The sequence below is a fragment of the Bradyrhizobium sp. USDA 327 genome (genome assembly GCF_041262065.1).
GTDB classification, from domain to species: Bacteria; Pseudomonadota; Alphaproteobacteria; order Rhizobiales; family Xanthobacteraceae; genus Bradyrhizobium; species Bradyrhizobium liaoningense.
This window is the reverse complement of record NZ_JBGCCW010000001.1, coordinates 3,093,759-3,118,495: the sequence shown is the minus strand read 5'-3', so window position 1 is coordinate 3,118,495 and position 24,737 is coordinate 3,093,759. Positions and strand designations below refer to the sequence as shown.

Below are 24,737 nucleotides of genomic sequence, written 5' to 3'. Positions count from 1 at the left end.
ACCCAGGTGAAATTCCACATGATCAGCGGCGGACCGAAGCCGGTCGCGCCTTTCAGCCATGCGGTGGAAACCGATGGCTTCGTCTTCGTCACGGGCCAGATGCCGGACACGCCGCAGGCGCCGGGCGTGCTGCCCGAGGGCATCGTCGCGCAGACCCGCGCCGTGATGGAGAACCTGAGTTTGGTGCTCGCCGGCCTCGATCTCGGCCTCGAGCATGTCGTGATGACGCGCGTGTATCTGACCCGCTTCAAGGAGGACTATGCCGCGATGAACGAGACCTACCGCACGTTCTTCGCGCCGGATCGCCTGCCGGCCCGTACCTGCGTCGGCGTCACCGGGCTTGCCTACGACGCGTTGATCGAGATCGATCTGGTGTGCCGGCGGCCGTGATCGTCCGCAGCCTGAATGGCGCCAACGGGACTACAAGATCTTGTGCTGCCTGTCGGGCAAGACATCCAGCCGGCAGGTCAATCCGCGCCCGCGAAAATATTCCGCTTTACCGAAATTCGGCTTTGGCGTATCCATCCATCACCTCATCCCGGTCAGAGGGCGTATCGCGATCGTCACGACACGCGGGGTGAGCTGCGGTGGACGCAGGCAGCATCGGCGCGAGAGGCCTTCGCAGGGCGGGCGACCGTGAGCGACAGGTCTTCGCGCACACGACCGATGTGATCTGCGTACGGTAAAACCGTGTCGTCCTGGCGCCCGGGGTCTGTGCGCCAAGTCTTGCGGTGATGTGGCGGCCCGACCGGGCGCGTGCATCAGCCATCCGCGAGGCGACGGGGGCAATAGTGCATCGCTCCCCGGGGAGAACTCGGCATAAGCCGTCAAACCACTGCGCAGGGAAGGCCGGATGTTTGGCTTCACCTGTATGCCGCTGTGCAGCTTCTCGTAGCGCAACCTTCGCACAGTGGACCGTGGGTGCCCGGCCGGCACCCGGTCTTCCCTGCGCCCTCTGACTGACGAGGGTGTCGCGATGGAGCAAAGCTCGGGCAAGACAAGCCGCGAGGAAGCGCAGGTGTGTCCGCAATAGAGATTTGCGTCGCTGGAGAGAGGCGTTGCTTCGAGCTTCGTCGTTGCGAACGTAGCGCAAGCAATCCAGAACCCATCCTCGGAAGCCCCTGAAGGAGGGGCCGCTCCTGACCTTCCTCCAGGCGCGTTGCGGATGATGACGAATTCGTCCTTTGCAAGCGCAAGCGGCTTTGTTATACGCAGCCGCGCGCGAACGAACGGTTCGCCTTTTCCTCGGTAGCTCAGCGGTAGAGCATCCGACTGTTAATCGGATGGTCGCTGGTTCGAATCCAGCCCGGGGAGCCAAATTTTGCTGACAATTCAGTGATTTATGCCCGCATCCTCATGCGGCGCGTGATTTTCTTCGCCTGACTTTGCAGCACGGCCTCCGCAATCCAGCGTGGAATCACGCTTGAACAGATGTGTGTGCAGGCGTGGTCGCGCCATGCGGCCGGCGCCAAATCGACTCAATTCAAATCGAGCATCCACCCGCCGGACATTTACGGAGCTGATCCCATGCCAGACATCCAGGTCGACCGTTCTCTCATGGCCCCCTCGATTCTGCCGGCCGACGTTCCCGAACTCAGCGACGACGAATGCATCGCCCGTCTGGCGCGCGCAGTCGAGACGCCGGATTCGGCACGGCTGGACGAGGTCGCCGCTCTGATCGGCCGCCTCGCGGTGGCGATCGAGTAAGGCTGCCCCTCGATCGGGGAGTTGCGGAAGCCTTGGCCTCTCGGGGCCAACGGCCATGTTGCGTTTTGACCGTGCATGCTCCAAAGATGCCGCGAATTTCTTCCGCGGCATCGTCCGCATTGCAGGGTCTGCAAATGTCCGGTTTCTCGACCGCGCGCCAGAAAATGGTCGATGGCCAGGTGCGCACCAATGACGTCACCGACCGTCGTGTTCTCGATGCCATGCTCACGGTTCCGCGCGAGGCCTTCGTGCCTGCCGCCCGGCAGGCGCTGGCTTATCTCGATCTCGACCTCGACGTGAGCGAAGGTGCCGCCAAGCGGTTCCTGATCAAGCCGGCGCTCACCGGCAAGCTGCTTCAGGCCGCCGAAATCGGCGAGGGCGACAGCGTGCTGGTCGTCGGCTGCGCCACGGGCTACCTCGCCGCGCTGACCGCCAAGCTCGCGCGGCAGGTCGCCGCGACCGAGTGCGATTCGGCCTTGGCCACGAAGGCCAAGGACGCCTTCACCGCCCTTGGGCTTGCCAATGTCACCTGCCGGGTGGCGGCGTGCCCCGAAGGGGAACCTTCTGCCGCTCCCTATGACGTCATCGTCCTCAACGGAGCCGCCGAGGTGCTGCCGGAGGCCCTGCTCGGGCAGCTGAAGGAGGGGGGGCGCCTGGTGGGGGTGTCGGCCGAATCCAGGCCGCCGCGCGCCATGATCGTGACCCGTACCCACGGTGAATTCGGCCATCGGGCACTGTTCGATGCCGCAGCCCCGGTTCTTCCCGGGCTTGAACGGGCCGCCGCCTTCGTCTTCTGACGGGCCAAAGCCCGCCAAAATCCCGTTCTGAATCAGAAGTGTGGCAGGGATGCTGCACGTGAAGAGTTTCCGCTGAGAACCACCCTCAGGTAGTTCCGTCGCGCTTGCCCCCGTCCTATGTTGCGGCGGGGCAATGACTCCTCGTAGACGGTAAACCCAGCTCGCGGGCACGGGGTGGGCGTTAAGATGAACGGAATTTCAGGGATGCATGGGGTGAAGCTCTTCACCGGAGCTGCGGTTTCGGTCCTGCTGCTGGCGCTTGCCGGGCCGACGCCTGCCTTGGCGGAGACGATGGAAGGCGCGCTGGTGCGTGCCTATCAGGACAATCCGCAACTCAACGCGCAGCGCGCCCAGGTGCGTGTGACCGACGAAAACGTGCCTCAGGCATTGTCCGGATATCGCCCGAGAGTTTCGCTGACTGCGAGCGCCGGCTATCAATATCAGGATGCGCAGAGCTCCTCGACCACGGCACCGTTCCACGGGACTACTGTCCCCCGCAGCTCCGCCCTGACCATTCAGCAGTCTCTGTACAACGGCAACCAAACGGCCAACCGGGTTCGGGGCGCAGAGCATCAGGTCTCCGGCGCGCGCGAGGGGCTGCGCAATCTCGAGCAAAGTGTTCTGTTCTTGGCGGCGCAGACCTACATGGACTATCTGCGCGACTCGGCGACCGTCGAGGTCAACAAGAGCAACGTCCGCGTCCTCGAGCAGACGCTGAAACAGACCCGCGACCGCTTTAACGTCGGCGAAGTCACTCGCACTGACGTGGCGCAATCGGAGGCGCAATTGGCTGCAGGGCGAACGCTGGAGCAGCAGTCCGAGGCCACGCTGACGGCGACGCGCGCGACCTATCGCCGCGTGATCGGCAACGACCCTGTCAACCTTGCGCCCGGCTCGCCGGTGGATCGTTTGCTGCCGCCGTCGCTGGCAAAAGCGGTCGAGCTCGCGCTTACTGAGAACCCGACAGTCACGGCAGCGATGTTCGGCATCGATGTCGCCTATATGAGCGTGAAGATCAATGAAGGCGCGCTGCTGCCGACGGTCACCTTGCAGGCGACCGCCCAGCAGCTCAACGAGCAGTCCCTGATTCAATACAGGTCGTTCACCGCCTCCGCTGTCGCGCAAGCTTCGTGGCAGCTCTATGCGGGCGGCTCCGAATATTCCCTGATCCGGCAGTCCAAGGAATCGCTGGCTCAGCAGCGTCTCACGCTTGATCAGACTCGTGACCAGGCTCGCGCTGACACCGCATCTGCCTGGGGCCTGCTCCAGGCATCCAAAGCGCAGGTGACGTCCGCACAAGCCCAGGTGACAGCATCCGAGATCGCGCTGAACGGTGTGCGCGAGGAGGCAAAGGCCGGGCAGCGCACCACGCTCGACGTTCTCAATGCGCAGCAGGCGCTGGTCAACGCCCGCATCAATCTCGTGAACGCGCAGCATGATCGCGTTGTGAATTCCTACAGGGTCCTCAGTACCATCGGCCGTCTGTCGCCGCAGGTGCTTGGTCTGCGGACCACAACCTACGACCCCAGCGTTCACTATCATCAGGTACGCGACAGCTGGGCCGGCGTGCGTACGCCCGACGGGCGCTGATCCTCCTAAAGCGCGATGCGATCAGGCTGAATCGCCATCGCGCTTTAGGTTTTTGTTCAAGCATGATCTTTTCGGAATACCTCTCCGGATCATGCCATAGTGATTCGGTCGATCTCGCCGACAGCCGAGGTCGACCGGTGCTTTGCTTGCAATCATCAAAATCCCTGACATAGCCTTGCCGGAATGATGCGGGTCGATTCGCCCCGCATTGATGTCGTGTGCGTAACGCTTGAGTGCCGGGGGCAGAGGCGCACCGCTGCACGTTGAGCCGTGATCTGGGGACAAGTCGGGCTGCCGCAACGAAAATGAGGGGCCTCCCGTCCGGAACCGGCCAATCCTGTCGTGCTTGGTGGTAAAACGACGCATGCGAGGGCGTTGATGATGTGGAGTCGGAGATGACGCAGCCTGCAAAGGTCACAGAACCCTCGATGGAGGAGATTCTGGCCTCGATCCGGCGCATCATTGCCGACGACGAGGCTAAGCCCCCACCGGCTGAAGCCGCCAAGCCCGAGAAGGCCGCGGCACCCGCGACGCCGCCGATACCGCAGGCAATGAACGACATTCCGCCATCCAAGGTCGCGCCTGCAAAACCTGCTGCCGAGAAGCCTGCGCCGTCAGCTGCGAAGCCGGCTCCGGCGCCGCCGCCCACCGCGGACGCAGCCAACAGCCAGGATGATATCGACGCGCTGCTGGCGGGGCTCGACGCGGCCACGCCTGCGCCCGAGGTCCGCGCTCCCGAGCCAGAGCCAGAACCCGAGCCCGACGTGCTCGAATTGACGGACGAGATGGCGGTGGATCCGACACCGCCTCCGCCGCCGCCCAGCTTCCGCAAGGTCGAGCCGCGCGACGATCTCGAATTCGCCGAATCGCCGCCGCGGCCTGCGCCGCCGCCGTCCTACGCACCGGTGGACTTTGACGCCCCGCCGCTGCCGCCGCAGCAGCCGATCCTCGCGCAATCGACGGTCTCCGCGGTCGAATCCGCCTTCAATTCCCTGGCCCATACGGTGCTCAGCAGCAATGCACGGACGCTGGAGGATTTGGTCAAGGAGATGCTGCGGCCGATGCTGAAGTCCTGGCTCGACGACAACCTGCCGGGCCTCGTTGAACGCATCGTGAAGGCCGAAATCGAGCGAGTCTCGCGCGGCGGCCGCTGAGAAGGGCCGTACGGCCCCGATATAGCCCCGCTCCTACGCCATATTGGGCTCGTCGACCGGGCCGGAAAGCCCGTTTGCGCTGACCTTTTCGTTGACTTGGCCCCCTCGCGCGGCTTTCTAGCAGCCCCATGATCGAGAAAAATTACCAGCCCGCCGATATCGAAGCCCGCATGTCCGTCGTGTGGGAGGACAGCCTTGCCTTCAAGGCTGGTCGCCCCGACCGGCGTGATGCCGTGCCCTTCACCATCGTGATCCCGCCGCCGAACGTGACGGGCTCGCTGCACATGGGCCACGCCCTCAACAACACGCTGCAGGACATCCTGTGCCGGTTCGAGCGCATGCGCGGCCGCGACGTGCTGTGGCAGCCCGGCACCGACCATGCCGGTATCGCCACCCAGATGGTGGTCGAGCGGCAGCTGATGGAGCGTCAGCAGCCCGGCCGCCGCGAGATGGGCCGCGCGAAGTTTCTCGAGCGGGTCTGGCAATGGAAGGCCGAGAGCGGCGACACCATCATCAACCAGCTCAAGCGGCTCGGCGCCTCCTGCGACTGGTCGCGCGAGCGTTTCACCATGGACGAGGGCCTTTCGAAAGCCGTCGTCAAGGTGTTCGTCGAGCTGCACCGCGAGGGACTGATCTACAAGGACAAGCGGTTGGTGAACTGGGACACCAAGCTCTTGACCGCGATCTCGGATCTCGAGGTGCAGCAGACGGAGGTCAAGGGCCACCTCTGGTACCTGCGCTATCCGATCGAGGGTAAATCGTTCAACCCCGAGGATCCCTCGAGCTTCATCGTCGTCGCCACCACGCGTCCCGAGACCATGCTCGGCGATACCGGCGTTGCCGTGCATCCCGAGGACGAGCGCTATCAGAAGCTGATCGGCAAGAACGTCATCCTGCCGCTGGTCGGCCGCAAGATTGCGATCGTCGCCGACGAGTACTCCGATCCGGAGAAAGGCTCGGGCGCGGTGAAGGTGACGCCGGCGCACGACTTCAACGATTTCGAAGTCGGCAATCGCCACGGCCTGCGCCGAATCAGCGTGCTCGACAGAGAAGGTTGCCTCGATCTCCTCGACAACGAGGATTATCTGCGCGACCTGCCCGAAGGCGCTGGGCAGTTCGCCGAGGAGTTCCACAAGGTCGACCGCTTCGTGGCGCGCAAGCGCATCGTCGAGCGGCTGGAATCGTTCGGTTTCGTCGAGCGGATCGAGCCGCACACCCACATGGTCCCGCATGGTGACCGCTCGAACAGCGTGATCGAGCCGTATCTGACCGACCAGTGGTATGTCGACGCCAAGACGCTGGCCAAGCCCGCGATCGCGGCGGTGCGCTCGGGCGAAACGACGTTCGTGCCGAAGAACTGGGAGAAGACCTATTTCGACTGGATGGAGAACATCCAGCCCTGGTGTATTTCGCGGCAGCTCTGGTGGGGCCACCAGATCCCGGCCTGGTACGGACCTGACGGCAAGGTGTTCGTGGCCGAGACCGAGGAGGAGGCCGTCAGCCACGCGCTCGGCTATTACGTCGAGCAGGAAGTGATCACGCCGGAGCAGGGGCGCGAGATGGCGCTCGACCGCAACAAGCGCGAAGGCTTCATCACCCGCGACGAGGACGTGCTCGACACCTGGTTCTCCTCGGCGCTGTGGCCGTTCTCGACGCTCGGCTGGCCCGACGATACGCCCGAGGTGCAGCGCTACTACCCGACCAACGCGCTGGTGACCGGCTTCGACATCATCTTCTTCTGGGTCGCCCGCATGATGATGATGGGCCTCCACTTCATGAAGGAGGTGCCGTTCTCGACGGTCTACATCCACGCCCTCGTCCGCGACGAGAAGGGCGCCAAGATGTCGAAGTCGAAGGGCAACGTCATCGATCCCCTGAACCTGATCGACGAATACGGCGCCGACGCGCTGCGTTTCACGCTGGCGGCGATGGCGGCGCAGGGGCGCGACATCAAGCTCGCCACCAGCCGCGTCGAAGGCTATCGCAATTTCGCGACGAAGCTCTGGAACGCGTGTCGCTTCGCCGAGATGAACCACTGCGTTGTTCGTGAAGGCTTCGAGCCGGCGAACGCGAAGGAGACACTGAACCGCTGGATCGCGCATGAGACCGCGCACACCACGCGTGAGGTGACCGAGGCGATCGAGGCCTATCGCTTCAACGATGCCGCGGGCAGCATCTATCGCTTCGTCTGGAACGTCTATTGCGACTGGTATGTCGAGCTCGCAAAGCCCGTGCTGCTCGGCCCGGACAGTCCAGCCAAGGACGAAACCCGCGCCATGGTTGCCTGGGCGCGCGACGAGATCCTCAAGCTGCTGCATCCCTTCATGCCCTTCATCACCGAAGAGCTGTGGGAGGTGACCGCCAGGCGCGACGGCCTGCTCGCGCTGGCGCCGTGGCCGCTCAAGCCGGTCGAGCCGACGCCGGAGCAACTCGCGATGCTCGCGGCGACGACGGGGCCGACCGATCCGCTCGTCTCGCCGGCCTGGGTGCTGCCGATCTTCGATCATGCCGACTTCACCGATCCCGCGGCCGAGGCCGAGATTGGTTGGGTGATCGATCTCGTCACGCAGATTCGCTCGGTGCGCGCAGAGATGAACATCCCACCGGCGACACTGACGGCGCTGGTGCTTGCGGGCGCCTCGGCCGAGACCAGGGAGCGCGCGCCGCGCTGGACCGACGTCATCAAGCGCATGGCGCGGCTGTCCGACATCTCCTTCGCCGACCGCGCGCCTGATGGGGCCGTACAGCTGCTCGTGCGTGGCGAGGTCGCAGCGCTGCCGCTCAAGGGCGTGATCGACGTCGCCGCCGAGCGCACGCGCCTCGACAAGGAAATCGGCAAGGCCGACGCCGACATCAAGCGTGCCGAGTCCAAGCTGGCGAACGAGAAATTCGTCGCCAACGCGGCCGAAGAGGTTGTCGAGGAGGAGCGCGAAAAGCGCGAGGCCGCGCTGGCCCGCAAGGCCAAGCTGCTCGAGGCGCTGGAGCGGCTGAAGCAGGCGTCGTGAGACTCCCGTCATTCCGGGATGGTCCGAAGGACCAGACCCGGAATCTCGAACTTCCGGGTTCGATGCTGCGCATCGCCCCGGAATGACAATCACTTCGGAAACGGCTTGCTCAAAAACTTCGAGCCCTTGATACCATAGCGCCAGGGCAACTCGACCGCCTTGGTGATGCCGATCCGGATGCCCGTTGCGACCTCCACATCCTCTGTCCGCGCATGCAGCGCGATTGGCGGGTGGTCCAGCGGCAGCGCGTTGTGTGCAATGGTGATGCCGAGCGCTTCGGTCAGCTTGCCGGGGCCCGAGCACAGCGCATGCACGTCCTGCAGATGCCGACGTCGGCGCATCGCAGCTAAGCCATGCGTCGGCTCGAGCGCGCGGATCAGCACGGCGCTTGCCGAGCCTTCCTCCTCGCAGACGAAGTTGACGCACCAGTGGATGCCGTAGGAACGGTAGACATAGGCGAAGCCGGGCGGGCCGAACATCACCTGGTTCCGTGGCGTCGGCCCGCGATAGGAGTGCGCCGCCGGGTCGGTATGATGATAGGCCTCGACCTCGACAATGATCCCGCCAACACCGTTGACCAGCATGGTCGCGCCGATCAGGTCGGGTGCGACCTCGTGGACGCTGCGGCGGAAAAAGGTCCGCTTCAGCTGCTTGCCGAGCCGCGGTGGGGATGCCTTCGAGATTGGAGCCATTCGAGGTGAGAATCGCCTGAGAACAGAGCAGGATATTGCCCATATCTGCCATGTTCCCTGAAGCGGCGCGAGCCGGGTTGCGGCAGGCAGCCAGACCGATTAGGTAGGACCTGAACAGACCGGACACCCCATGGTCGTTATTGTCGATACCATCTCGAACCCGCTGCGCCCGCGCCACCCCGAAAAGGTGAACCGGCCTGATTCCGCTTCGCCGCCCAAGCCGGACTGGATCCGCGTGCGCGCGCCGAATACCCGCGGCTATGCCGACACCCGCAACATCGTGCGGGCGAACGGCCTGCACACGGTATGCGAGGAAGCGGGCTGCCCGAACATCGGGGAGTGCTGGGACAAGAAGCACGCGACCTTCATGATCATGGGTGACACCTGCACCCGCGCCTGCGCCTTCTGCAACGTCAAGACCGGCCTGCCGAATGCGCTGGATGCGGCCGAGCCGCAGAACGTCGCCGAGGCGGTCGCCAAGCTCGGCCTCGCCCATGTCGTCATCACCTCCGTCGACCGCGACGACCTCGCCGACGGCGGCGCGCAACATTTCGCAGAGACGATCGGCGCGATCCGGGCCGCGTGCCCCTCGACCACGATCGAGATCCTGACGCCGGACTTCCTGCGCAAGGAGGGGGCACTCGAGGTCGTCGTTGCGGCGAAGCCCGACGTGTTCAACCACAATCTCGAGACGGTGCCGTCGCGCTATCTCACGGTGCGGCCCGGCGCGCGCTACTTCCACTCGATCCGGCTGTTGCAGCGGGTCAAGGAGCTCGATCCCGCCATCTTCACCAAGTCCGGCATCATGGCGGGCCTTGGCGAGGAGCGCCACGAGGTGCTCCAGGTGATGGACGATCTGCGTTCGGCCGACGTCGATTTCCTGACCATCGGGCAATATCTCCAGCCGACCCGCAAGCACCACGCCGTGATGCGGTACGTACCGCCGGACGAATTTTCGTCTTACGAGAAGGTCGCCTACACCAAGGGCTTCCTGATGGTGTCGGCGAGCCCGCTGACCCGCTCGTCGCATCATGCCGGCGAGGACTTTGCGAGACTGAAGGCCGCGCGGGCAGCTAGCGGCCACTGAACCGATATGCCCCGTTTTTCCAGCAAGCGCCGTGTCAATCACAGCGCATCCGAGATGTTCGATCTGGTCGCCGACGTCGAGCGCTATCCGGAATTCGTGCCGCTGTGCAGCGCCCTGAAGGTTCGTCAGCGCATGGCAAAGCCGGACGGCACCGAGGTGCTGATTGCCGACATGACGGTATCGTTCAAGCTGATCAAGGAGTCCTTCACCAGCCGGGTGACGCTCGACCGCGCCAATCTGAAGATCCTGGTCGAGTATCTGCAAGGTCCTTTCAGCAACCTCGAAAATCGCTGGACGTTCGAGCCCAAGGGCCAAGAGGGGGGTGAGGGCGTCTGCGACGTCGGGTTCTTCCTCTCCTACGAGTTCAGGAGCCGCATGCTGGCGATGCTGATGGGCTCGATGTTCGACGCCGCGTTCGCGCGGTTTTCCACCGCTTTCGAGAAGCGGGCGGACGCCATCTACGGCCGGCCGAAGCTGGCGTCGTCGTAAGGCGCATTCTCTCCGCCGTCATTGCGAGGAGCGAAGCGACGAAGCAATCCAGAGTCTTTCCGCGGAGGGATTCTGGATTGCTTCGCTTCGCTCGCAATGACGATGGTGAGACAGGTGAGCCATCCTCAATCCACCGCCTTCACCACGTCCGGCGGCTGCGAGGCATAGTACGCGGCGGCCTGCTCGATCTCCTGTGGTGTCATCGCGCGCGCGATGTTGCGCATCTGCTGGCTGATGTCGTTGCGCCGTTCACCGGAGGCGAAGGCCTGGAGCTGGGGCCTTCATGTAGGCCTCGGACTGCCCCTCCAGCCACGAGAAGCTGCACAGCGGCATACAGGCGGAGCCAAACATCCGGCCTTCCCTGCGCAGTGGTTTGACGGCTTATGCCGAGCTCTCCCCGGGGAGCGATGCACTATTGCCCCCGTCGCCTTGCGGATGGCTGATGCGCGCACCCGGTCGGGCCGCCACATCACCGCAAGACTTGGCGCACAGACCCCGGGCGCCAGGACGACACGGTTTTGCCGTACGCAGATCACACCGGTCGTGTGCGCGAAGACCTGTCGCTCACGGTCGCCCGCCCTGCGATGTCTCTCGCGCCGATGCTGCCTGCGTCCACCGCAGCTCACCCCGCGTGTCGTGACGATCGCGATACGCCCCTCTGACCGGGGTGAGGTGGCGGAGGAATACGTCAAAGCCGAATTTCGGTAAAGTGGAATATTTTCGCGCGCGCCGATTGACCCGGTGATTGGGTGTTTCGGCCGACAGGCAGCACAAGGACTGGTAGGGATGGGCTGTCACGCGCAAGCCGCGGCGCACAATCAAGGAGTTATACTTCCTGTGGCGAAGGTGACCACCTGTCGTCTGCGCGTCAAACGTGGAGCAGCGACGGCCCCCCTTGCCGCGAGCGGTACACATGTACGGGATGTATTTCATGAAATGTTCAACTACAATCCGAGTCGGGGGCGGGGCTGGTGGAGTCGGACTGGACAGATGGCGCGCTGGAAGCAATCGTGGAGCGAGGAGGATCTCAACCGGCTCAGGGAGCTCGCAGGCACCAAGCCGATTGCGGCGATCGCGAAAGAGCTCGGACGGACCACGGGCACGGTGCTCGCGAAGGCGATCGAGCAGAAGCTCCCCGTCATCTATCGTATCCAGCGAGCGGCGCCATAACGGGACTCGCGGTGAACCTGGAATATTCCAGCCGGTCAGTGCCCGAGGTTCACGTCACTTCCACCCATGCGATCCCGCGGCCGGCGCTTGACGATTGGCAAGCCCCGAAGGGGATCATTTTCCGCGACAGCGAGTTCTCAACCGATTGCCTTGGTTGGAGCCGCCATGACCGTCAATTTCGACACGCTGAGAGCCTCGCTCGTTCTCTATGGGCTGAATGCGATCTACGCGATCCTGCTGCTCGCGGTCGGCTGGTATCTGTCCGGCGCGATGCAGCGTTTCGTCACGCGCGTCCTGAGCGGCACGCATCGCGTCGATCCGCTGGTGACGTTGTTCGTGGGTAGCCTTGCGCGCTATGGCGTGCTCGCGGTGGTCGGCATCGCCGTGCTGCAGCTCTTCGGCATCCAGACCGCGAGCCTCGTCGCCGTGCTGGGCGCCACATCTCTCGCCATTGGTCTGGCGTTGCAGGGTACGCTTTCCAATCTCGCTGCCGGCGTGATGCTGCTGTTGTTCCGGCCATTTCGCATCGGCGACGAGGTCGAGGTCGCCGGCAAGGCGGGGAAGGTGAGGTCGCTGGCGCTGTTCATGACCGAGCTCGTCGCGGCCGACAACACGCAGATCCTGCTGCCGAACGGACAGGTGTGGGGTGCAGCGATCGTCAACCACAGCGCCTATCCCGGCACGGGCGAGGTCAAGGTGGCGTTTCCGGTTCCGGCCGGCGCCGCTTCGGCGCTGGCCGATCGGATCCTGAAGGAGCTGCGCAACGATTCCCGCATGGACGATCAGGCTGCGCCTGCCGTCAACATCTCCAGAGTGGTCGATGTCGCCAATCCGGCGTCGCCGATCCTGGAATTGACCGTCAGTGCGAAGGCCAAGCCGTCACAGGCGGATGCGGTCAGGCAGTGCGTGCTCGACCACGCCAGCGCGCTGCTCGCGGCGGCGTAGGCGTTTCGGCGGTGCGGTCGTTCAGCCTCGCGGCGAACGCGGAGGCCTGCGCTTCACCGCATGCCGGCGCGGCGAGCGGGTCACCCGCGGGCGCAGGCGGCTGGCGGCGGTGCGCTGCGGCTTGGCCGCGACTTGCGGACCGCGGGCGAGGTCCATCAGCATGCGCAGCGCCTCGACCACCGAGCGGGCGCGCACGGCGCTGCGGCCGATCGCGCCAAAACGCTGCTCGCGATGGATGATGCGGCCGTCGCGCGCGGCGGCGGCGAAGTGCACGAGACCGACCGGCTTGCCGGGCGTGGCGCCGCCAGGGCCGGCAATGCCGGTGATGGCGACGGCGAGATCGACATCGGCGCGCTCCAGCGCGCCGATCGCCATCGCGGTTGCGGTCTCCTTGCTGACCGCGCCGAAATTCGTCAACGTGCTCGCTTCGACGCCAAGCATCGCGCGCTTGGCGTCGTTGGAATAGGTGACGAAGCCGCGGTCAATGACGTCAGACGAGCCGGGGATGTCGGTCAGTGCGCCGGCAACCAGGCCGCCGGTGCAGGATTCCGCAGTCGCGATCGTCAGCTTGCGCATCCGGCACAGATCGAGCAGCGAGCGGGAGAGGGCGCGTGCGTCGCTGCCGCCCATGACCTAGACGCTCCAGGTCTTTTCGCTAAACGGCAGGCGGATGGTGGCGCTCGCGGTGGCGGCGATGCCTTCCTCACGGCCGGTGAAGCCGAGTCGCTCGCTGGTCGTTGCCTTCACCGCGACGCGGGAGATGTCGACGCCGGAAATCTCGGCGATGCGCGCGCGCATGGTGTCGCGCAAGGGGCCGATCTTCGGCCGCTCGCAGATCAGCGTCACCTCGAGATTGGCGACGCGGCCGCCGCGCTGGGCGACGCGCTCGATGGCGTATTTCAGGAACTGGTCGGAGGAGGCGCCCTTCCATTTCGCATCGCTCGGCGGGAAGTGCGAGCCGATGTCGCCGTCGGCCAGGGCCCCGAGGATGGCGTCCACCAGGGCATGCAGGCCGACATCGCCGTCGGAATGAGCGAGGAACCCCTTGGTGTGCGGCACGCGCACGCCGCAGATCATGACATGGTCGCCTTCACCGAAGGCGTGCACGTCATAGCCGGTGCCGGTCCTGATGTCGCCAAGCAGGGCGGCCAGGCGCGCTTCCTCGCGCACGAAATCCTCGGGAGTGGTGAGCTTCATGTTGGCAACATCGCCTTCAAAGGTTGCGACCGTCAATCCCGCCCACTCGGCAATCGCGGCATCGTCGGTGAAATCAGAGCGCCCGTCCTTCGCCGCGCGACGATGCGCCTCGAGGATGACGTCGAAACGAAAGGATTGCGGCGTCTGCGCGATCCTGAGGCGCGCCCGGTCCGGCGTGTCCTCGACATTGCCGCCCTCGCCGGTGAGCTTGATCGTGTCAGTGACGGGAACGACCGGGATCGCAGCGCCGGTGCGGCCCGCCGCTTCGATCGCGCGCGAGATCACGCCTGCCGAGACGAAGGGGCGGGCAGCATCGTGGATCAGCACGATGTCCGGCTTGTGCTTCGCCAGCGCTTCGAGGCCGGCGAGCACCGAAGCCTGACGGGTGGCGCCGCCATTGGTCGGCGGCTCGTGCCTCAGCCCTGCGACCGCTGCGGTGAACATGACGCTGTCGTCGGGGTTCACCACCGGCTGCACCGCTGATACCTCCGGGTGGCGGCTGAATGCCTCCATGGCGCGATAAATCACCGGTACACCGCCGATCTCGCGATATTGCTTGGGCCCGCCGGCGCCTGCACGCAGTCCACGCCCGGCTGCGACGAGAACGACTGCGGTGCGCTGTGATTTCGCCATAGGACTCAAATACTCAGTTGCTCGTCAAGGAGTCGGGGAGTGGTAATTTGCCGGCATGCCTCTAGCACGGCAGGCCCGCAAAAAAAGGGGGTTTCCCCGGATTGTGGGAAACAGCATTTTGCTGCACTGCACTTGCAAGATTTGCAGACTTGTCTAAACTGTAGGCATGACGCTTGACTGCACAAGAATTGTGCGCAAGATAGATCATGGCAGGCGCGATGAGGCCCTGCATAGTCAACGAGACCCCTGTGACCGGCTCGGCAGTATCAGGCTCTAAGCCGTTGAAAATAGGCGATATTGATATCGCCACCCCGGTCTTCCTGGCACCGATGTCGGGTGTGACTGACTCGCCCGTCCGCCGGCTGGCCGCCGAGCTTGGGGCCGGTCTCGTCGTGTCCGAAATGACCGCGAGCGATGAGCTCGCCAATGGCCACCGGATGTCCCGGTTGCGCTGCGAAGCCACCGGCATCGGCCCGCATGTGGTCCAGCTCGCCGGCTGCGAGACGCACTGGATGGCCGAAGGCGCCCGGATCGCCGAAGCAGAAGGCGCCGATATCATCGACATCAACATGGGCTGTCCGGCCCGCCACGTCACCGGCGGCCAGTCCGGCTCGGCCTTGATGCGCGACCTCGACCACGCCCTGAGCCTGATCGATGCGACGATCGCGGCGGTGAACGTGCCGGTGACGCTGAAGATGCGGCTCGGCTGGGACGACCGTACCCGCAACGCGCCGGAGCTGGCGCGGCGCGCGGAAGCCGCAGGCGTCAAGCTCGTCACCGTCCATGGTCGCACCCGCTGCCAGTTCTACAAGGGCGAGGCCGATTGGGATGCGATCCGCGCCGTGCGCGAGGCCATCTCGATCCCGCTCGTCGTCAATGGCGACATCACGTCCTACGAGAAGGCGCTCGCAGCATTGGAGGCCTCAGGCGCCGATGCCGTGATGATCGGCCGCGGCGCGCAGGGCCAGCCCTGGCTGCCCGGTCAGATCGGCCGCCGCCTGCAGGGCGGGGCCAAGGAAGCGATGCCCTCGCTCGAGACGCAGCTGCATTATGTCCGCACACTCTATGACGGCGTCTGCGCGCTCTATGGCCTGCGCATCGGGCTGAGGCATGCCCGCAAGCATCTGAGCTGGGCACTCGACGTCGCAGCGCAGGCGAGCCGCGCGCCGGCGGAGAAGCTGAAATCCTGGCGCCAAAAGATCCTGGTCTCGGAGGATCCGCGCCTCGTTCACAATTCACTGCAAGACGCCTTCGACGACTTCGCATGGAGCGCTGCTGCATGAGCTCAGCCGCTGAACATCGTCGGCCGCTTCAGTCCGACAGCGACGCAATCCTGGACGCCTTGCCCAACCCCGTGCTCATGATCGGGCCGGATGGCAAGATCGTCGCCGCCAATATCGCGACCGAAGCCTTCTTCGAGATCTCGACGCAGTTCCTGAAGCGGCAGTCATTGAAGGAGCTGGTGCCGTTCGGCAGCCCGTTGCTGGCGCTGATCGACCAGGTGCGCTCGTCGAATTCGCCGGTCAACGAATACAAGGTCGATCTCGGCACGCCGCGCATGGGCGGCGACCGCCAGGTCGATCTGCACGTGGCACCGCTCACCGAGCGGCCCGGCCACATCGTGGTGATGCTCCAGGAGCGCACCATCGCCGACAAGATGGACCGCCAGCTCACCCATCGCAGCGCCGCGCGCTCGGTGATCGCGCTCGCCGCGATGCTGGCGCACGAGATCAAGAATCCGCTGTCCGGCATCCGCGGCGCGGCGCAGCTCCTGGAACAGCAGGCCTCGTCCGAGGACCGCATGCTGACGCGGCTGATCTGCGACGAGGCCGACCGCATCGTCACGCTGGTCGACCGCATGGAGGTGTTCGGAGACGAGCGCCCCGTGGTGCGCGGCCCCGTCAACATCCATTCGGTGCTCGACCATGTGAAGCGGCTGGCGCAGTCGGGCTTTGCCCGCAACATCCGCTTCGTCGAGGACTACGATCCCTCGCTGCCGCCGGTGCTGGCGAACCAGGATCAGCTCATTCAGGTGTTCCTCAACCTCGTGAAGAACGCCGCAGAAGCCTTGATCGACGTTCCCGACGCCGAGATCCAGCTCACCACCGCCTTCCGTCCCGGCGTGCGCCTGTCAGTCCCCGGTCAAAAATCCAGGGTATCCCTGCCGCTGGAATTCTGCGTGAAGGACAACGGACCAGGCGTGCCGGACGATCTTCTGCCCAACCTGTTCGACCCGTTCGTGACCACCAAGCAGACCGGCTCGGGTCTCGGCCTGGCGCTGGTCGCCAAGATCGTCGGCGATCACGGGGGCATCATCGAATGCGAATCTCAGCCGCGCAAGACCACCTTCCGCGTGCTGATGCCGATGTATTCCACATCGGTGAAACATGCCGATCAAAGCAGTCGCGCCGACTCTGCCGGGAAGTCGTCGCCTGCGTCACAGGGGGCAAAATGAGGATCAACGATGCCCGCAGGTAGCATTCTCGTAGCCGATGACGATACCGCCATCCGCACCGTACTCAATCAGGCACTGTCCCGCGCCGGTTACGAGGTGCGGCTGACCGGCAATGCCGCAACGCTGTGGCGCTGGGTCAGCCAGGGCGAGGGAGATCTCGTCATCACCGACGTGGTGATGCCGGACGAAAACGCTTTCGACCTGTTGCCGCGGATCAAGAAGATGCGGCCGAATCTGCCCGTCATCGTCATGAGCGCGCAGAACACGTTCATGACGGCGATCCGCGCTTCCGAGCGCGGGGCCTACGAATATCTGCCGAAGCCCTTCGACCTCAAGGAGCTGATCGCCATCGTCGGTCGCGCGCTCGCCGAGCCGAAGGAGCGGACCTCGACGCCGGACGAAGATGCCGAGATGGAGGCGATCCCGCTGGTCGGCCGCTCGCCGGCGATGCAGGAAATCTACCGCGTGCTGGCGCGCCTGATGCAGACCGACCTCACCGTGATGATTACGGGCGAGTCCGGCACCGGCAAGGAACTGGTGGCGCGGGCGCTGCACGATTATGGCAAGCGCCGCAACGGCCCGTTCGTCGCGGTCAACATGGCGGCGATTCCGCGCGATCTCATCGAGTCCGAATTGTTCGGGCACGAGCGCGGCGCCTTCACCGGCGCGAATACCCGCGCCTCCGGCCGGTTCGAGCAGGCCGAGGGCGGCACGCTGTTCCTGGATGAGATCGGCGACATGCCGATGGAGGCGCAGACCCGCCTGCTGCGCGTGTTGCAGCAGGGCGAATACACGACGGTCGGCGGCCGCACGCCGATCAAGACCGACGTGCGCATCGTCGCGGCCTCCAACAAGGATTTGCGTGTCCTGATCCAGCAGGGCCTGTTCCGCGAAGATCTGTTCTTCCGCCTCAACGTCGTGCCGCTGCGGCTGCCGCCCTTGCGCGAGCGCATCGAGGATCTGCCGGATCTGGTGCGGCACTTCTTCACGCTGGCCGAGAAGGACGGGCTGCCGCCGAAGAAGCTCGACTCGCTGGCGCTGGAGCGGCTCAAGCAGCACCGCTGGCCCGGCAACGTGCGCGAGCTGGAGAATCTCGCCCGGCGCCTTGCCGCCCTCTATCCGCAGGACGTGATCACGGCCTCCGTCATCGACGGCGAGCTTGCGCCGCCCTCGGTCAGCCCGGGCGCCGCGGTCCAGCAGGGCGTCGACAATCTCGGCGGCGCGGTTGAGGCGTATCTGTCCTCGCACTTCCAGGGCTTTCCGAACGGCGTGCCGCCGCCCGGCCTCTATCACCGCATCCTCAAGGAGATTGAGGTGCCGCTGCTCACGGCCGCGCTGGCCGCCACCCGCGGCAACCAGATCCGCGCCGCCGACCTGCTCGGCCTCAACCGCAACACGCTGCGGAAGAAGATCCGGGATCTCGACATCCAGGTCTATCGGAGTGGGGGCTAGTCTCTCGAAGCGGACGGTGGCTCAGCTCCCCCTACCAAGGCAGAGCTGAGCCTGTCCGGATCGCGCTGGCCGTTGTGGCTGACGCGATGAGCAGAAGTCGGAGTGGGGCCAAAATGTTCCGCGGTCACACAAGGATGGGCCATCCCGCCATCGGCGGCGGCGAACACATTCACCTGATGATTGTGCCTGTGGACGGCAGGACGCGTGCGACGTACGCCGGCGACTCCTGCAGGCCGGGACCGTTGACCAGCAGATCGGCGGCGACGATCAGCAGCAGAACGGCAGAGACCATTATCGCGAGAAAGAACCTATCCATCTCGGACAAGCCGCAGCCGCGGGAATCCGTTCCCGCAGGTTAGCCTGCCAAGACCCTCTGTGGATTTCACCGCTCCGCCCCGGGGATCGCGCCGCGGAATTGTCGCAATTCGGCAACAATGTGGTACGAATACATCAGTATCCGCCCGTCGCGGACCGTTTTCATCACCACCATTGCCGGAATGACCAGCGCAGACACCTCGGCCGCACACTTTGACACGGCCCCAGCAGAAGAGCCCCGGCGTTGGTCGGTGCGGCGCTGGCTGGCACCGTTTGCCGTGGCGCTGGCGCTGCTGTCGGCCCTCCTGACCTTCCTGGTCCTGACCGGCCTTACGAGGATCGATCCGACGCCCGAGGTCGTCCGCTCGTTCTACCTGATCAACGCCGCGACGATCCTGCTCCTGGTCGGGATCATCGTCCGGGAACTCTGGCAGCTGATCCTGGCGCGGCGGCGGGGCAGGGCGGCGGCGCGCCTCCATGTCCAGATCGTCAGCCTGTTCTCGATCGTGGCGGTGCTGCCGGCAGTGCTGGTCGCCGTGGTCGCCAACGTCACCATCGAGCGCGGCCTCGACCGGTTGTTCTCCGGCCCGACCAGGGAGGTGATCCAGAACTCGCTGACGATCGCGCGGGCCTATATGCAGGACCATGCGCAGCTGATCCGCGGCGACATTCTCGGCATGGCCAACGACATCGCCCATGCGAGGCCGCTCTACGACCAGGATCGCCGCTCGTTCCGGGAGATGCTGACTGCAAGCGCCGCCTCGCGCAATTTGCCGGGCGCGATGATCATCGACAAGAACACCAATATCCTGGAATCCGCCGATACCGGCATGCGGCTGGCCTATTCGCCGCCCGCGCCGGACTTCCTCAGCAACGTCAACGAGAACGAGCCCGAGATCGCGGTCCTCCCGGACGCGAGCTTCGTTGCCGCGGTAATCCGTCTGCGCGCCTTCAGCGACACCTTCCTCTATGTCGCCCGTCCACTCGATCCGAACGTCGTCAATCAGCTCAAGCAGACCGAAGTCAGCGTCGCCGAATACGCCCAGATCGAGTCGCGCCGGCTCGGCATCCAGGTCGCCTTCGCGCTGATGTTCGCGGTGATCGCGCTGACCATTCTGATGGCCTCGGTGTTGATCGGCCTCAACTTCGCCAACTCGCTGGTCTCTCCGATCCGGCGGCTGATGAACGCGGCGCAAACGGTCTCGACCGGCGACCTCCATGTCCAGGTGCCCGTGCATCAGTCGGAAGGCGATCTCGCCCAGCTGGGCGAGACTTTCAACAAGATGACGCAGGAATTGCGCAGCCAGCGCGACGAGCTGGTCAATGCCAGCGATCTCATCGACAGCCGCCGCCGCTTCATCGAGGCCGTGCTGTCCTCGGCGAGCGCCGGCATCATCGGCGTCGATACTTCCGGCAGCGTCGGCATCCTCAACCGCTCCGCCGAGAAGCTGATCGGGCACTCCGAAGCGGAGACGCTGGGCCATCCGCTCTCCGACGTACTGCCCGAGCTCGACGAGATGATGAAGACGGCGCGGGAAGGGACCCAGCGCCTGGTGCAGGGCCAGATCACCATCACCCGCGACGGTGCCGAGCGCAATCTGTCGGTCCGCGTCAGCGCCGAGAAGAACCAGCCGCACGACAGCTACATCATCACGCTCGACGACATCACCGAGCTCGTCTCGGCCCAGCGCACCTCGGCCTGGGGCGACGTGGCGCGCCGCATCGCCCACGAGATCAAGAACCCGCTGACGCCGATCCAGCTCTCCGCCGAGCGCATCCGCCGCAAGTTCGGCAAGTCCATCACCGAGGTCAAGGACAAGCAGATCTTCGACCAGTGCACCGACACCATCGTGCGACAGGTCGACGACATCAGGCGCATGGTCGACGAGTTCTCGCGCTTTGCGCGGATGCCCAAACCGGTGATGGAAGGCGAGGACGTCGCCGACACCGTGCGTCAGGCCGTGTTCCTGATGAAGGTCGCCCATCCCGAGATCGATATCGAGGCCGAGTTCAAGGACGATCCGCTCCGCGCCCAGTTCGACCGTCGGCTGATCTCCCAGGCGGTCACCAACATCGTCAAGAACGCCACCGAGGCAATCGAGCAGGTCCCCCCCGAGGAGCTCGGCAAAGGCCGAATCGACGTCGTGGTGTCACGCGAGGGCGACGACGTGCTGATCGACGTCATCGACAACGGTATCGGCCTGCCCAAGGTCGCGCGCTCGCGCCTGCTCGAACCGTACGTCACCACGCGTGCCAAGGGTACGGGCCTGGGGCTGGCCATCGTCGGCCGCGTGCTGGAGGATCATGGCGGGCGGATCGAGCTGAAGGACGCCTCCGACTTCCGCGAAGGCCAGCGCGGCGCCTGGATGCGGATGCGCTTTGCGATCACGGGGCAACCCGCGAAATCCGGGGGCGCCGAGCCAGCGCCCGCGGCCAACGAGGCAACCAAGCCGGAAAACAAGGCTGCGGTCGCGGAATCCGTCAAGAAATCCAGCAACGACCTGGAAACAAAAGAGCCGGTCGCCGGAACCAAAGAGCCGGCTGAAAAGACCAATGATTCAACGAAAATCGAAGCCTCAACAGGCAGCTGACAACACAGGCGCGATCCATGGCAAGTGAAATTCTGATTGTCGATGATGAGGCCGATATTCGGGATCTCGTTGCGGGCATTCTCGAAGACGAGGGGTTCGTGACCCGGACCGCACGCGATAGCGATACGGCACTCGCCGAGATTGCCAATCGGCGGCCGCATCTGGTGTTTCTCGACATCTGGCTGCAAGGCTCCAAGCTCGACGGCTTGCAGCTGCTGGAGCAGGTCAAGAAGGACAATGCCGATCTGCCCGTCGTGATGATCTCCGGCCACGGCAACATCGAGACCGCGGTCGCCGCGATCAAGCGCGGCGCCTACGATTTCATCGAGAAGCCGTTCAAGGCTGACCGGCTGATCCTGGTCGCGACCAGAGCGCTGGAGAACTCGCGACTCAAGCGCGAGGTCAAGGAGCTGAAGCAGCTCGCGCCGAGCGCGAGCCAGCTCGTCGGTCGTTCGCCGAGCATGAACCAGCTGCGCCAGACCATCGAGCGCGCGGCCAAGGCCAACAGCCGCATCCTGATCGTCGGTCCCGCCGGCGCCGGCAAGGAATTGACCGCCCGCACGCTGCATACGGCCTCGGGCCGTGCCGACGGTCCCTTCGTGGTGATCAACGCGGCGGCGATCACGCCCGAGCGCATGGAGCACGAGCTGTTCGGCATCGAGCAGTCCAATGGCGAGCAGCCGCGCAAGCCCGGTGCGCTCGAGGAAGCCCATGGCGGCACGCTGTTCATCGACGAAATCGCCGACATGCCGCGCGAGACCCAGAACAAGATCTTGCGCGTGCTGGTGGAGCAGTCGTTCCAGCGCGTCGGCGGTACCGCCAAGGTGCAGGTCGACGTGCGCATCATCTCCTCGACCGCGCGCAACCTGGAGGAGGAGATCGCGGCCGGCCGTTTCCGCGAGGACCTCTACCACCGGCTCTCGGTGGTGCCGATTCGCGTGCCCGCGCTGTCGGAGCGGCGCGAGGACATTCCGGAATTGATCGACTATTTCATGGAGCAGATTTCCGCCGGCAGCGGCCTGCCCAAGCGCCAGATCGGGCAGGACGCGATGGCGGTGCTGCAATCCCATGTTTGGCCCGGCAATGTGCGTCAGCTCCGCAACAACGTCGAGAGGGTCATGATTCTCGCGGCAGGCGGGCCGGAGGTCATCATCACGGCCGACATGTTGCCGCAGGACGTCGGCTCGATGGTGCCGGCGATGCCGACCAGCAACAATGGCGAGCACATCATGGGCTTGCCGCTGCGTGAGGCGCGCGAGGTGTTCGAGCGCGACTATTTAATTGCGCAGATAAGCCGTTTTTCAGGAAATATTTCTCGTACGGCCGAGTTCGTTGGCATGGAACGTTCGGCGCTGCACCGCAAATTGAAAGCGCTCGGCGTCGGCTAACGTGCTTTCGAGCGGGGTGGAGACCGGTTCGCGTCAAGAAGACGCGTCAAAACAATAGCAGCGCGCGACCTTGCGGCCACGCGTCAGGAATAAGTGAGCAAGATCATCGATTTCCGTAGTTTTCCGGGACAATAGGGCGTGGCCTGCCGCGTGAAGCGGCTTGCCTAATATCCCGACCTGTCCTCTAATCGAACCGCTGTTCCTTCCGAGGGGGATCTCATGAGGGACAGCAACCGGGAGAGGCCCCGAACGTCACAAGAGGGCCGCAACCGGCGCAATAAAAAGAAACTCAAAGCGAGAAAAAAACAATGGCGGCAGACCGCGCACAAAACTTACAGGACACCTTCCTTAATCACGTTCGCAAAACCAAGACGCCACTGACGATCTTTCTGGTCAACGGAGTGAAGCTCCAGGGCATCGTGACCTGGTTCGACAATTTCTGTTTGCTGTTGCGGCGCGACGGTCACTCGCAGCTGGTCTACAAGCATGCGATCTCGACCATCATGCCGGGCGCACCGATCCAGTTGTTCGAAGGCGGCGAGGATCAGCCGACTTGAGAGTGATCTGATTGGAACCCCGGAATTTCGACGGGGATGCCGACCGTCCGCGGTCGGCAGGGGCCAATACGGGGCGGGTGCTGGTCATCGGCCCCTATTTGCGGGTGCGTGCAGGGAATGCTGACGCGCAATCGGAAGGCCATGTCCTGCGCAACACCGAGGCCCGGCTCGACGAGGCCGCGGGCCTCGCGCGCGCGATCGATCTCGTCATTGCCGATGCCATCATCGCTCCGGTCAGCCAGATTCGGCCCGCGACCTATATCGGCAAGGGCAAGGTCGAAGAGATCGCAGGGCTGATCAAGAGTCTGGAGGTCGAGCTCGTGGTGATGGATTGCGCGCTATCGCCGATCCAGCAGCGCAATCTCGAGAAGGAATGGCAGGCCAAGGTGCTCGACCGCACCGGTCTCATTCTGGAGATCTTCGGCCGCCGCGCCAAGACCAGGGAGGGCTCGCTCCAGGTCGAGCTTGCGCATCTCAACTACCAGCGCTCGCGCCTGGTGCGCTCATGGACCCATCTCGAACGCCAGCGCGGTGGTTTCGGCTTCATGGGCGGTCCTGGCGAGACACAGATCGAGGCGGACCGCCGCCTGATTCAGGAGCGCATCTCCAAGCTCGAGAGCGAGCTGAAAAAGGTGCAGGCGACGCGGCGTCTGCATCGCGCCGGCCGCCAGCGCGTACCGTATCGCGTCGTCGCGCTGGTCGGCTACACCAATGCCGGCAAGTCGACGCTGTTCAACCGCCTGACCCGGGCCGACGTGCAGGCGGCCGACATGCTGTTTGCGACGCTCGACCCCACCTTACGCGCACTCACTTTGCCGCATGGCGGCAAGGCGATGCTGTCGGACACCGTCGGCTTCATCTCCAATCTGCCGACCCAGCTCGTCGCCGCCTTCCGTGCCACGCTGGAGGAGGTGCTGGAGGCCGACGTCATCCTGCATGTCCGCGACATCTCGCACGAGGACGCCGAAGCGCAGCAGAGCGATGTCGACGCGGTGCTGCGCCAGCTCGGCATCAACCCTGATGATTCTGGCCGCATCATCGAAGTCTGGAACAAGATCGACCGGTTCGACGCCGGGCAGCGGGAAGAGCTGCTCAATATCGCTGCGCGCAGGCCGGAGGATCATCCGGCGATGCTGGTCTCAGCCGTATCAGGTGAGGGCATCGACGCACTGCTCGCCGCGATCGAGCAACGCCTCGCCACCAAGCGCACCACGCTCGATCTCTCCATCGACGCCTCGGACGGTGCCGGCATCAGCTGGCTGCACCGCAACGCCGAGGTCCTGTCGAAGGAGCTGCACGACGGCCGCTTCGACATGACCGTGCGGGTGGACGAGACCAAGCGGGATATCGTGGTGTCGAGGTTCGACGCGGTGCCGCATCACGCCACATGACCGCTGTCGTCCCGGCGAACGCCGGGGCCCATACCGCGTGATCTATCCACGTCGGGCGGTCTTCGTACCGACGAACGCTTGACTTCGAGCTTTCACCAAATTGCTGCCCGTGGTTATGGATC

The 24,737-nt window shown here is 64.7% G+C and carries 21 protein-coding genes, 1 tRNA gene and 1 pseudogene; 18 read left to right on the top strand and 5 right to left on the bottom strand.

The features are described 5' to 3' along the window. Positions 1-6 precede the first annotated feature (6 nt). The 7 genes from ABIA42_RS14285 to ABIA42_RS14255 all read left to right on the top strand — a co-directional run bounded on the left by ABIA42_RS14285 (position 7) and on the right by ABIA42_RS14255 (position 8,253). Positions 7-390 (top strand): RidA family protein, encoded by a 384-nt coding sequence (locus ABIA42_RS14285; protein WP_370112872.1) that lies wholly within the window; start codon positions 7-9, stop codon positions 388-390. An 852-nt stretch (positions 391-1,242) separates the two neighbouring features. Beyond that, positions 1,243-1,317: transfer RNA gene (locus ABIA42_RS14280), tRNA-Asn, on the top strand. Positions 1,318-1,527: 210 nt separating this feature from the next. Beyond that, positions 1,528-1,707, top strand: coding sequence for a hypothetical protein (locus tag ABIA42_RS14275; protein ID WP_271528413.1), 180 nt, complete (start codon positions 1,528-1,530; stop codon positions 1,705-1,707). Between the two features lie 134 nt (positions 1,708-1,841). Continuing rightward, positions 1,842-2,504 (top strand): protein-L-isoaspartate O-methyltransferase, encoded by a 663-nt coding sequence (locus tag ABIA42_RS14270; RefSeq protein WP_271528412.1) that lies wholly within the window; start codon positions 1,842-1,844, stop codon positions 2,502-2,504. A gap of 204 nt (positions 2,505-2,708) precedes the next feature. Then, positions 2,709-4,094: a TolC family outer membrane protein gene (locus ABIA42_RS14265; protein ID WP_271528476.1), complete on the top strand. Its 1,386-nt coding sequence runs from the start codon at positions 2,709-2,711 to the stop codon at positions 4,092-4,094. Positions 4,095-4,489: 395 nt separating this feature from the next. After that, positions 4,490-5,248: a PopZ family protein gene (locus ABIA42_RS14260; protein WP_370112875.1), complete on the top strand. Its 759-nt coding sequence runs from the start codon at positions 4,490-4,492 to the stop codon at positions 5,246-5,248. 128 nt (positions 5,249-5,376) lie between these two features. Continuing rightward, a complete protein-coding gene (locus ABIA42_RS14255) occupies positions 5,377-8,253 on the top strand; it encodes a valine--tRNA ligase (protein WP_370112877.1) in 2,877 nt (958 codons plus the stop codon). Positions 8,254-8,342: 89 nt separating this feature from the next. Here the strand turns inward: ABIA42_RS14255 and ABIA42_RS14250 are convergent, their stop codons facing one another. Continuing rightward, positions 8,343-8,945: a DNA-3-methyladenine glycosylase gene (locus tag ABIA42_RS14250; protein WP_370112879.1), complete on the bottom strand. Its 603-nt coding sequence runs from the start codon at positions 8,943-8,945 to the stop codon at positions 8,343-8,345. Between the two features lie 130 nt (positions 8,946-9,075). On the opposite strand from ABIA42_RS14250, the gene lipA reads away from it, so the two are divergent. Further along, positions 9,076-10,032: a lipoyl synthase gene (lipA, locus tag ABIA42_RS14245; protein WP_370112881.1), complete on the top strand. Its 957-nt coding sequence runs from the start codon at positions 9,076-9,078 to the stop codon at positions 10,030-10,032. A 6-nt stretch (positions 10,033-10,038) separates the two neighbouring features. Next, positions 10,039-10,521, top strand: a complete 483-nt coding sequence (locus ABIA42_RS14240) for a type II toxin-antitoxin system RatA family toxin (RefSeq protein ID WP_370112883.1) — start codon at positions 10,039-10,041, stop codon at positions 10,519-10,521. A gap of 125 nt (positions 10,522-10,646) precedes the next feature. Here the strand turns inward: ABIA42_RS14240 and ABIA42_RS14235 are convergent. Then, a pseudogene (locus ABIA42_RS14235) lies at positions 10,647-10,833 on the bottom strand (cytochrome c); the annotation flags it as partial. Positions 10,834-11,511: 678 nt separating this feature from the next. Here ABIA42_RS14235 and ABIA42_RS14230 point away from each other — a divergent pair. Together ABIA42_RS14230 and ABIA42_RS14225 are read left to right on the top strand one after the other, a co-directional pair. Further along, complete coding sequence (locus ABIA42_RS14230) at positions 11,512-11,691, top strand: hypothetical protein (protein WP_370112885.1); 180 nt, start codon at positions 11,512-11,514, stop codon at positions 11,689-11,691. A gap of 165 nt (positions 11,692-11,856) precedes the next feature. Next, positions 11,857-12,636 (top strand): mechanosensitive ion channel family protein, encoded by a 780-nt coding sequence (locus ABIA42_RS14225; protein WP_370112887.1) that lies wholly within the window; start codon positions 11,857-11,859, stop codon positions 12,634-12,636. Between the two features lie 21 nt (positions 12,637-12,657). On the opposite strand, the gene ABIA42_RS14220 is transcribed toward ABIA42_RS14225, so the two are convergent. Beyond that, positions 12,658-13,266 carry a CinA family protein gene (locus tag ABIA42_RS14220; RefSeq protein ID WP_028179542.1) on the bottom strand — a complete coding sequence of 203 codons (609 nt, stop codon included), beginning with the start codon at positions 13,264-13,266 and terminating at the stop codon, positions 12,658-12,660. 3 nt (positions 13,267-13,269) lie between these two features. Beyond that, complete coding sequence (locus ABIA42_RS14215; protein ID WP_370112889.1) at positions 13,270-14,466, bottom strand: bifunctional 2-C-methyl-D-erythritol 4-phosphate cytidylyltransferase/2-C-methyl-D-erythritol 2,4-cyclodiphosphate synthase; 1,197 nt, start codon at positions 14,464-14,466, stop codon at positions 13,270-13,272. Positions 14,467-14,747: 281 nt separating this feature from the next. Between ABIA42_RS14215 and dusB the strand changes: the two genes are divergently transcribed. Genes dusB through ntrC form a run of 3 tightly spaced genes read left to right on the top strand, consistent with a single transcriptional unit; the run spans position 14,748 to position 18,373 of the window. Continuing rightward, entirely contained in the window at positions 14,748-15,749 is a 1,002-nt protein-coding gene (gene dusB / locus ABIA42_RS14210) for a tRNA dihydrouridine synthase DusB (protein ID WP_370112891.1), read from the top strand. Then, entirely contained in the window at positions 15,746-16,921 is a 1,176-nt protein-coding gene (locus ABIA42_RS14205; RefSeq protein ID WP_271528402.1) for a nitrogen regulation protein NR(II), read from the top strand. The genes dusB and ABIA42_RS14205 overlap by 4 nt, the downstream gene beginning before the upstream one ends. A 9-nt stretch (positions 16,922-16,930) precedes the next feature. After that, positions 16,931-18,373, top strand: coding sequence for a nitrogen regulation protein NR(I) (ntrC, locus tag ABIA42_RS14200; RefSeq protein WP_239623552.1), 1,443 nt, complete (start codon positions 16,931-16,933; stop codon positions 18,371-18,373). Between the two features lie 169 nt (positions 18,374-18,542). Here the strand turns inward: ntrC and ABIA42_RS14195 are convergent, their stop codons facing one another. After that, positions 18,543-18,689, bottom strand: coding sequence for a hypothetical protein (locus tag ABIA42_RS14195; RefSeq protein ID WP_370157139.1), 147 nt, complete (start codon positions 18,687-18,689; stop codon positions 18,543-18,545). A 181-nt stretch (positions 18,690-18,870) separates the two neighbouring features. Here ABIA42_RS14195 and ABIA42_RS14190 point away from each other — a divergent pair, with 181 nt between their 5' ends. From ABIA42_RS14190 to hflX, 4 genes are all read left to right on the top strand, one after another. Beyond that, positions 18,871-21,279 carry an ATP-binding protein gene (locus ABIA42_RS14190; protein WP_370112896.1) on the top strand — a complete coding sequence of 803 codons (2,409 nt, stop codon included), beginning with the start codon at positions 18,871-18,873 and terminating at the stop codon, positions 21,277-21,279. Positions 21,280-21,296: 17 nt separating this feature from the next. Continuing rightward, entirely contained in the window at positions 21,297-22,667 is a 1,371-nt protein-coding gene (locus ABIA42_RS14185; RefSeq protein ID WP_028136496.1) for a sigma-54 dependent transcriptional regulator, read from the top strand. Positions 22,668-22,975: 308 nt separating this feature from the next. Then, complete coding sequence (hfq, locus tag ABIA42_RS14180; RefSeq protein WP_028179548.1) at positions 22,976-23,224, top strand: RNA chaperone Hfq; 249 nt, start codon at positions 22,976-22,978, stop codon at positions 23,222-23,224. A gap of 11 nt (positions 23,225-23,235) precedes the next feature. After that, complete coding sequence (hflX, locus tag ABIA42_RS14175; RefSeq protein WP_370112899.1) at positions 23,236-24,615, top strand: GTPase HflX; 1,380 nt, start codon at positions 23,236-23,238, stop codon at positions 24,613-24,615. Positions 24,616-24,737: the final 122 nt, after the last annotated feature.

Excerpts from the sequence above, each read along its gene's own strand:
- ABIA42_RS14225 (WP_370112887.1), top strand. The coding sequence starts at position 11,857 with ATGACCGTCAATTTCGACACGCTGAGAGCCTCGCTCGTTCTCTATGGG.
- ABIA42_RS14250 (WP_370112879.1), bottom strand. The coding sequence starts at position 8,945 with ATGGCTCCAATCTCGAAGGCATCCCCACCGCGGCTCGGCAAGCAGCTG.
- ABIA42_RS14205 (WP_271528402.1), top strand. The coding sequence starts at position 15,746 with ATGAGCTCAGCCGCTGAACATCGTCGGCCGCTTCAGTCCGACAGCGAC.
- lipA (WP_370112881.1), top strand. The coding sequence starts at position 9,076 with ATGGTCGTTATTGTCGATACCATCTCGAACCCGCTGCGCCCGCGCCAC.
- ABIA42_RS14270 (WP_271528412.1), top strand. The coding sequence starts at position 1,842 with ATGTCCGGTTTCTCGACCGCGCGCCAGAAAATGGTCGATGGCCAGGTG.
- ABIA42_RS14215 (WP_370112889.1), bottom strand. The coding sequence starts at position 14,466 with ATGGCGAAATCACAGCGCACCGCAGTCGTTCTCGTCGCAGCCGGGCGT.
- ABIA42_RS14275 (WP_271528413.1), top strand. The coding sequence starts at position 1,528 with ATGCCAGACATCCAGGTCGACCGTTCTCTCATGGCCCCCTCGATTCTG.
- ABIA42_RS14255 (WP_370112877.1), top strand. The coding sequence starts at position 5,377 with ATGATCGAGAAAAATTACCAGCCCGCCGATATCGAAGCCCGCATGTCC.
- ABIA42_RS14260 (WP_370112875.1), top strand. The coding sequence starts at position 4,490 with ATGACGCAGCCTGCAAAGGTCACAGAACCCTCGATGGAGGAGATTCTG.
- ntrC (WP_239623552.1), top strand. The coding sequence starts at position 16,931 with ATGCCCGCAGGTAGCATTCTCGTAGCCGATGACGATACCGCCATCCGC.
- hfq (WP_028179548.1), top strand. The coding sequence starts at position 22,976 with ATGGCGGCAGACCGCGCACAAAACTTACAGGACACCTTCCTTAATCAC.
- ABIA42_RS14220 (WP_028179542.1), bottom strand. The coding sequence starts at position 13,266 with ATGGGCGGCAGCGACGCACGCGCCCTCTCCCGCTCGCTGCTCGATCTG.
- ABIA42_RS14195 (WP_370157139.1), bottom strand. The coding sequence starts at position 18,689 with ATGGATAGGTTCTTTCTCGCGATAATGGTCTCTGCCGTTCTGCTGCTG.
- ABIA42_RS14265 (WP_271528476.1), top strand. The coding sequence starts at position 2,709 with ATGCATGGGGTGAAGCTCTTCACCGGAGCTGCGGTTTCGGTCCTGCTG.
- ABIA42_RS14185 (WP_028136496.1), top strand. The coding sequence starts at position 21,297 with ATGGCAAGTGAAATTCTGATTGTCGATGATGAGGCCGATATTCGGGAT.
- ABIA42_RS14230 (WP_370112885.1), top strand. The coding sequence starts at position 11,512 with ATGGCGCGCTGGAAGCAATCGTGGAGCGAGGAGGATCTCAACCGGCTC.
- ABIA42_RS14190 (WP_370112896.1), top strand. The coding sequence starts at position 18,871 with ATGACCAGCGCAGACACCTCGGCCGCACACTTTGACACGGCCCCAGCA.
- ABIA42_RS14240 (WP_370112883.1), top strand. The coding sequence starts at position 10,039 with ATGCCCCGTTTTTCCAGCAAGCGCCGTGTCAATCACAGCGCATCCGAG.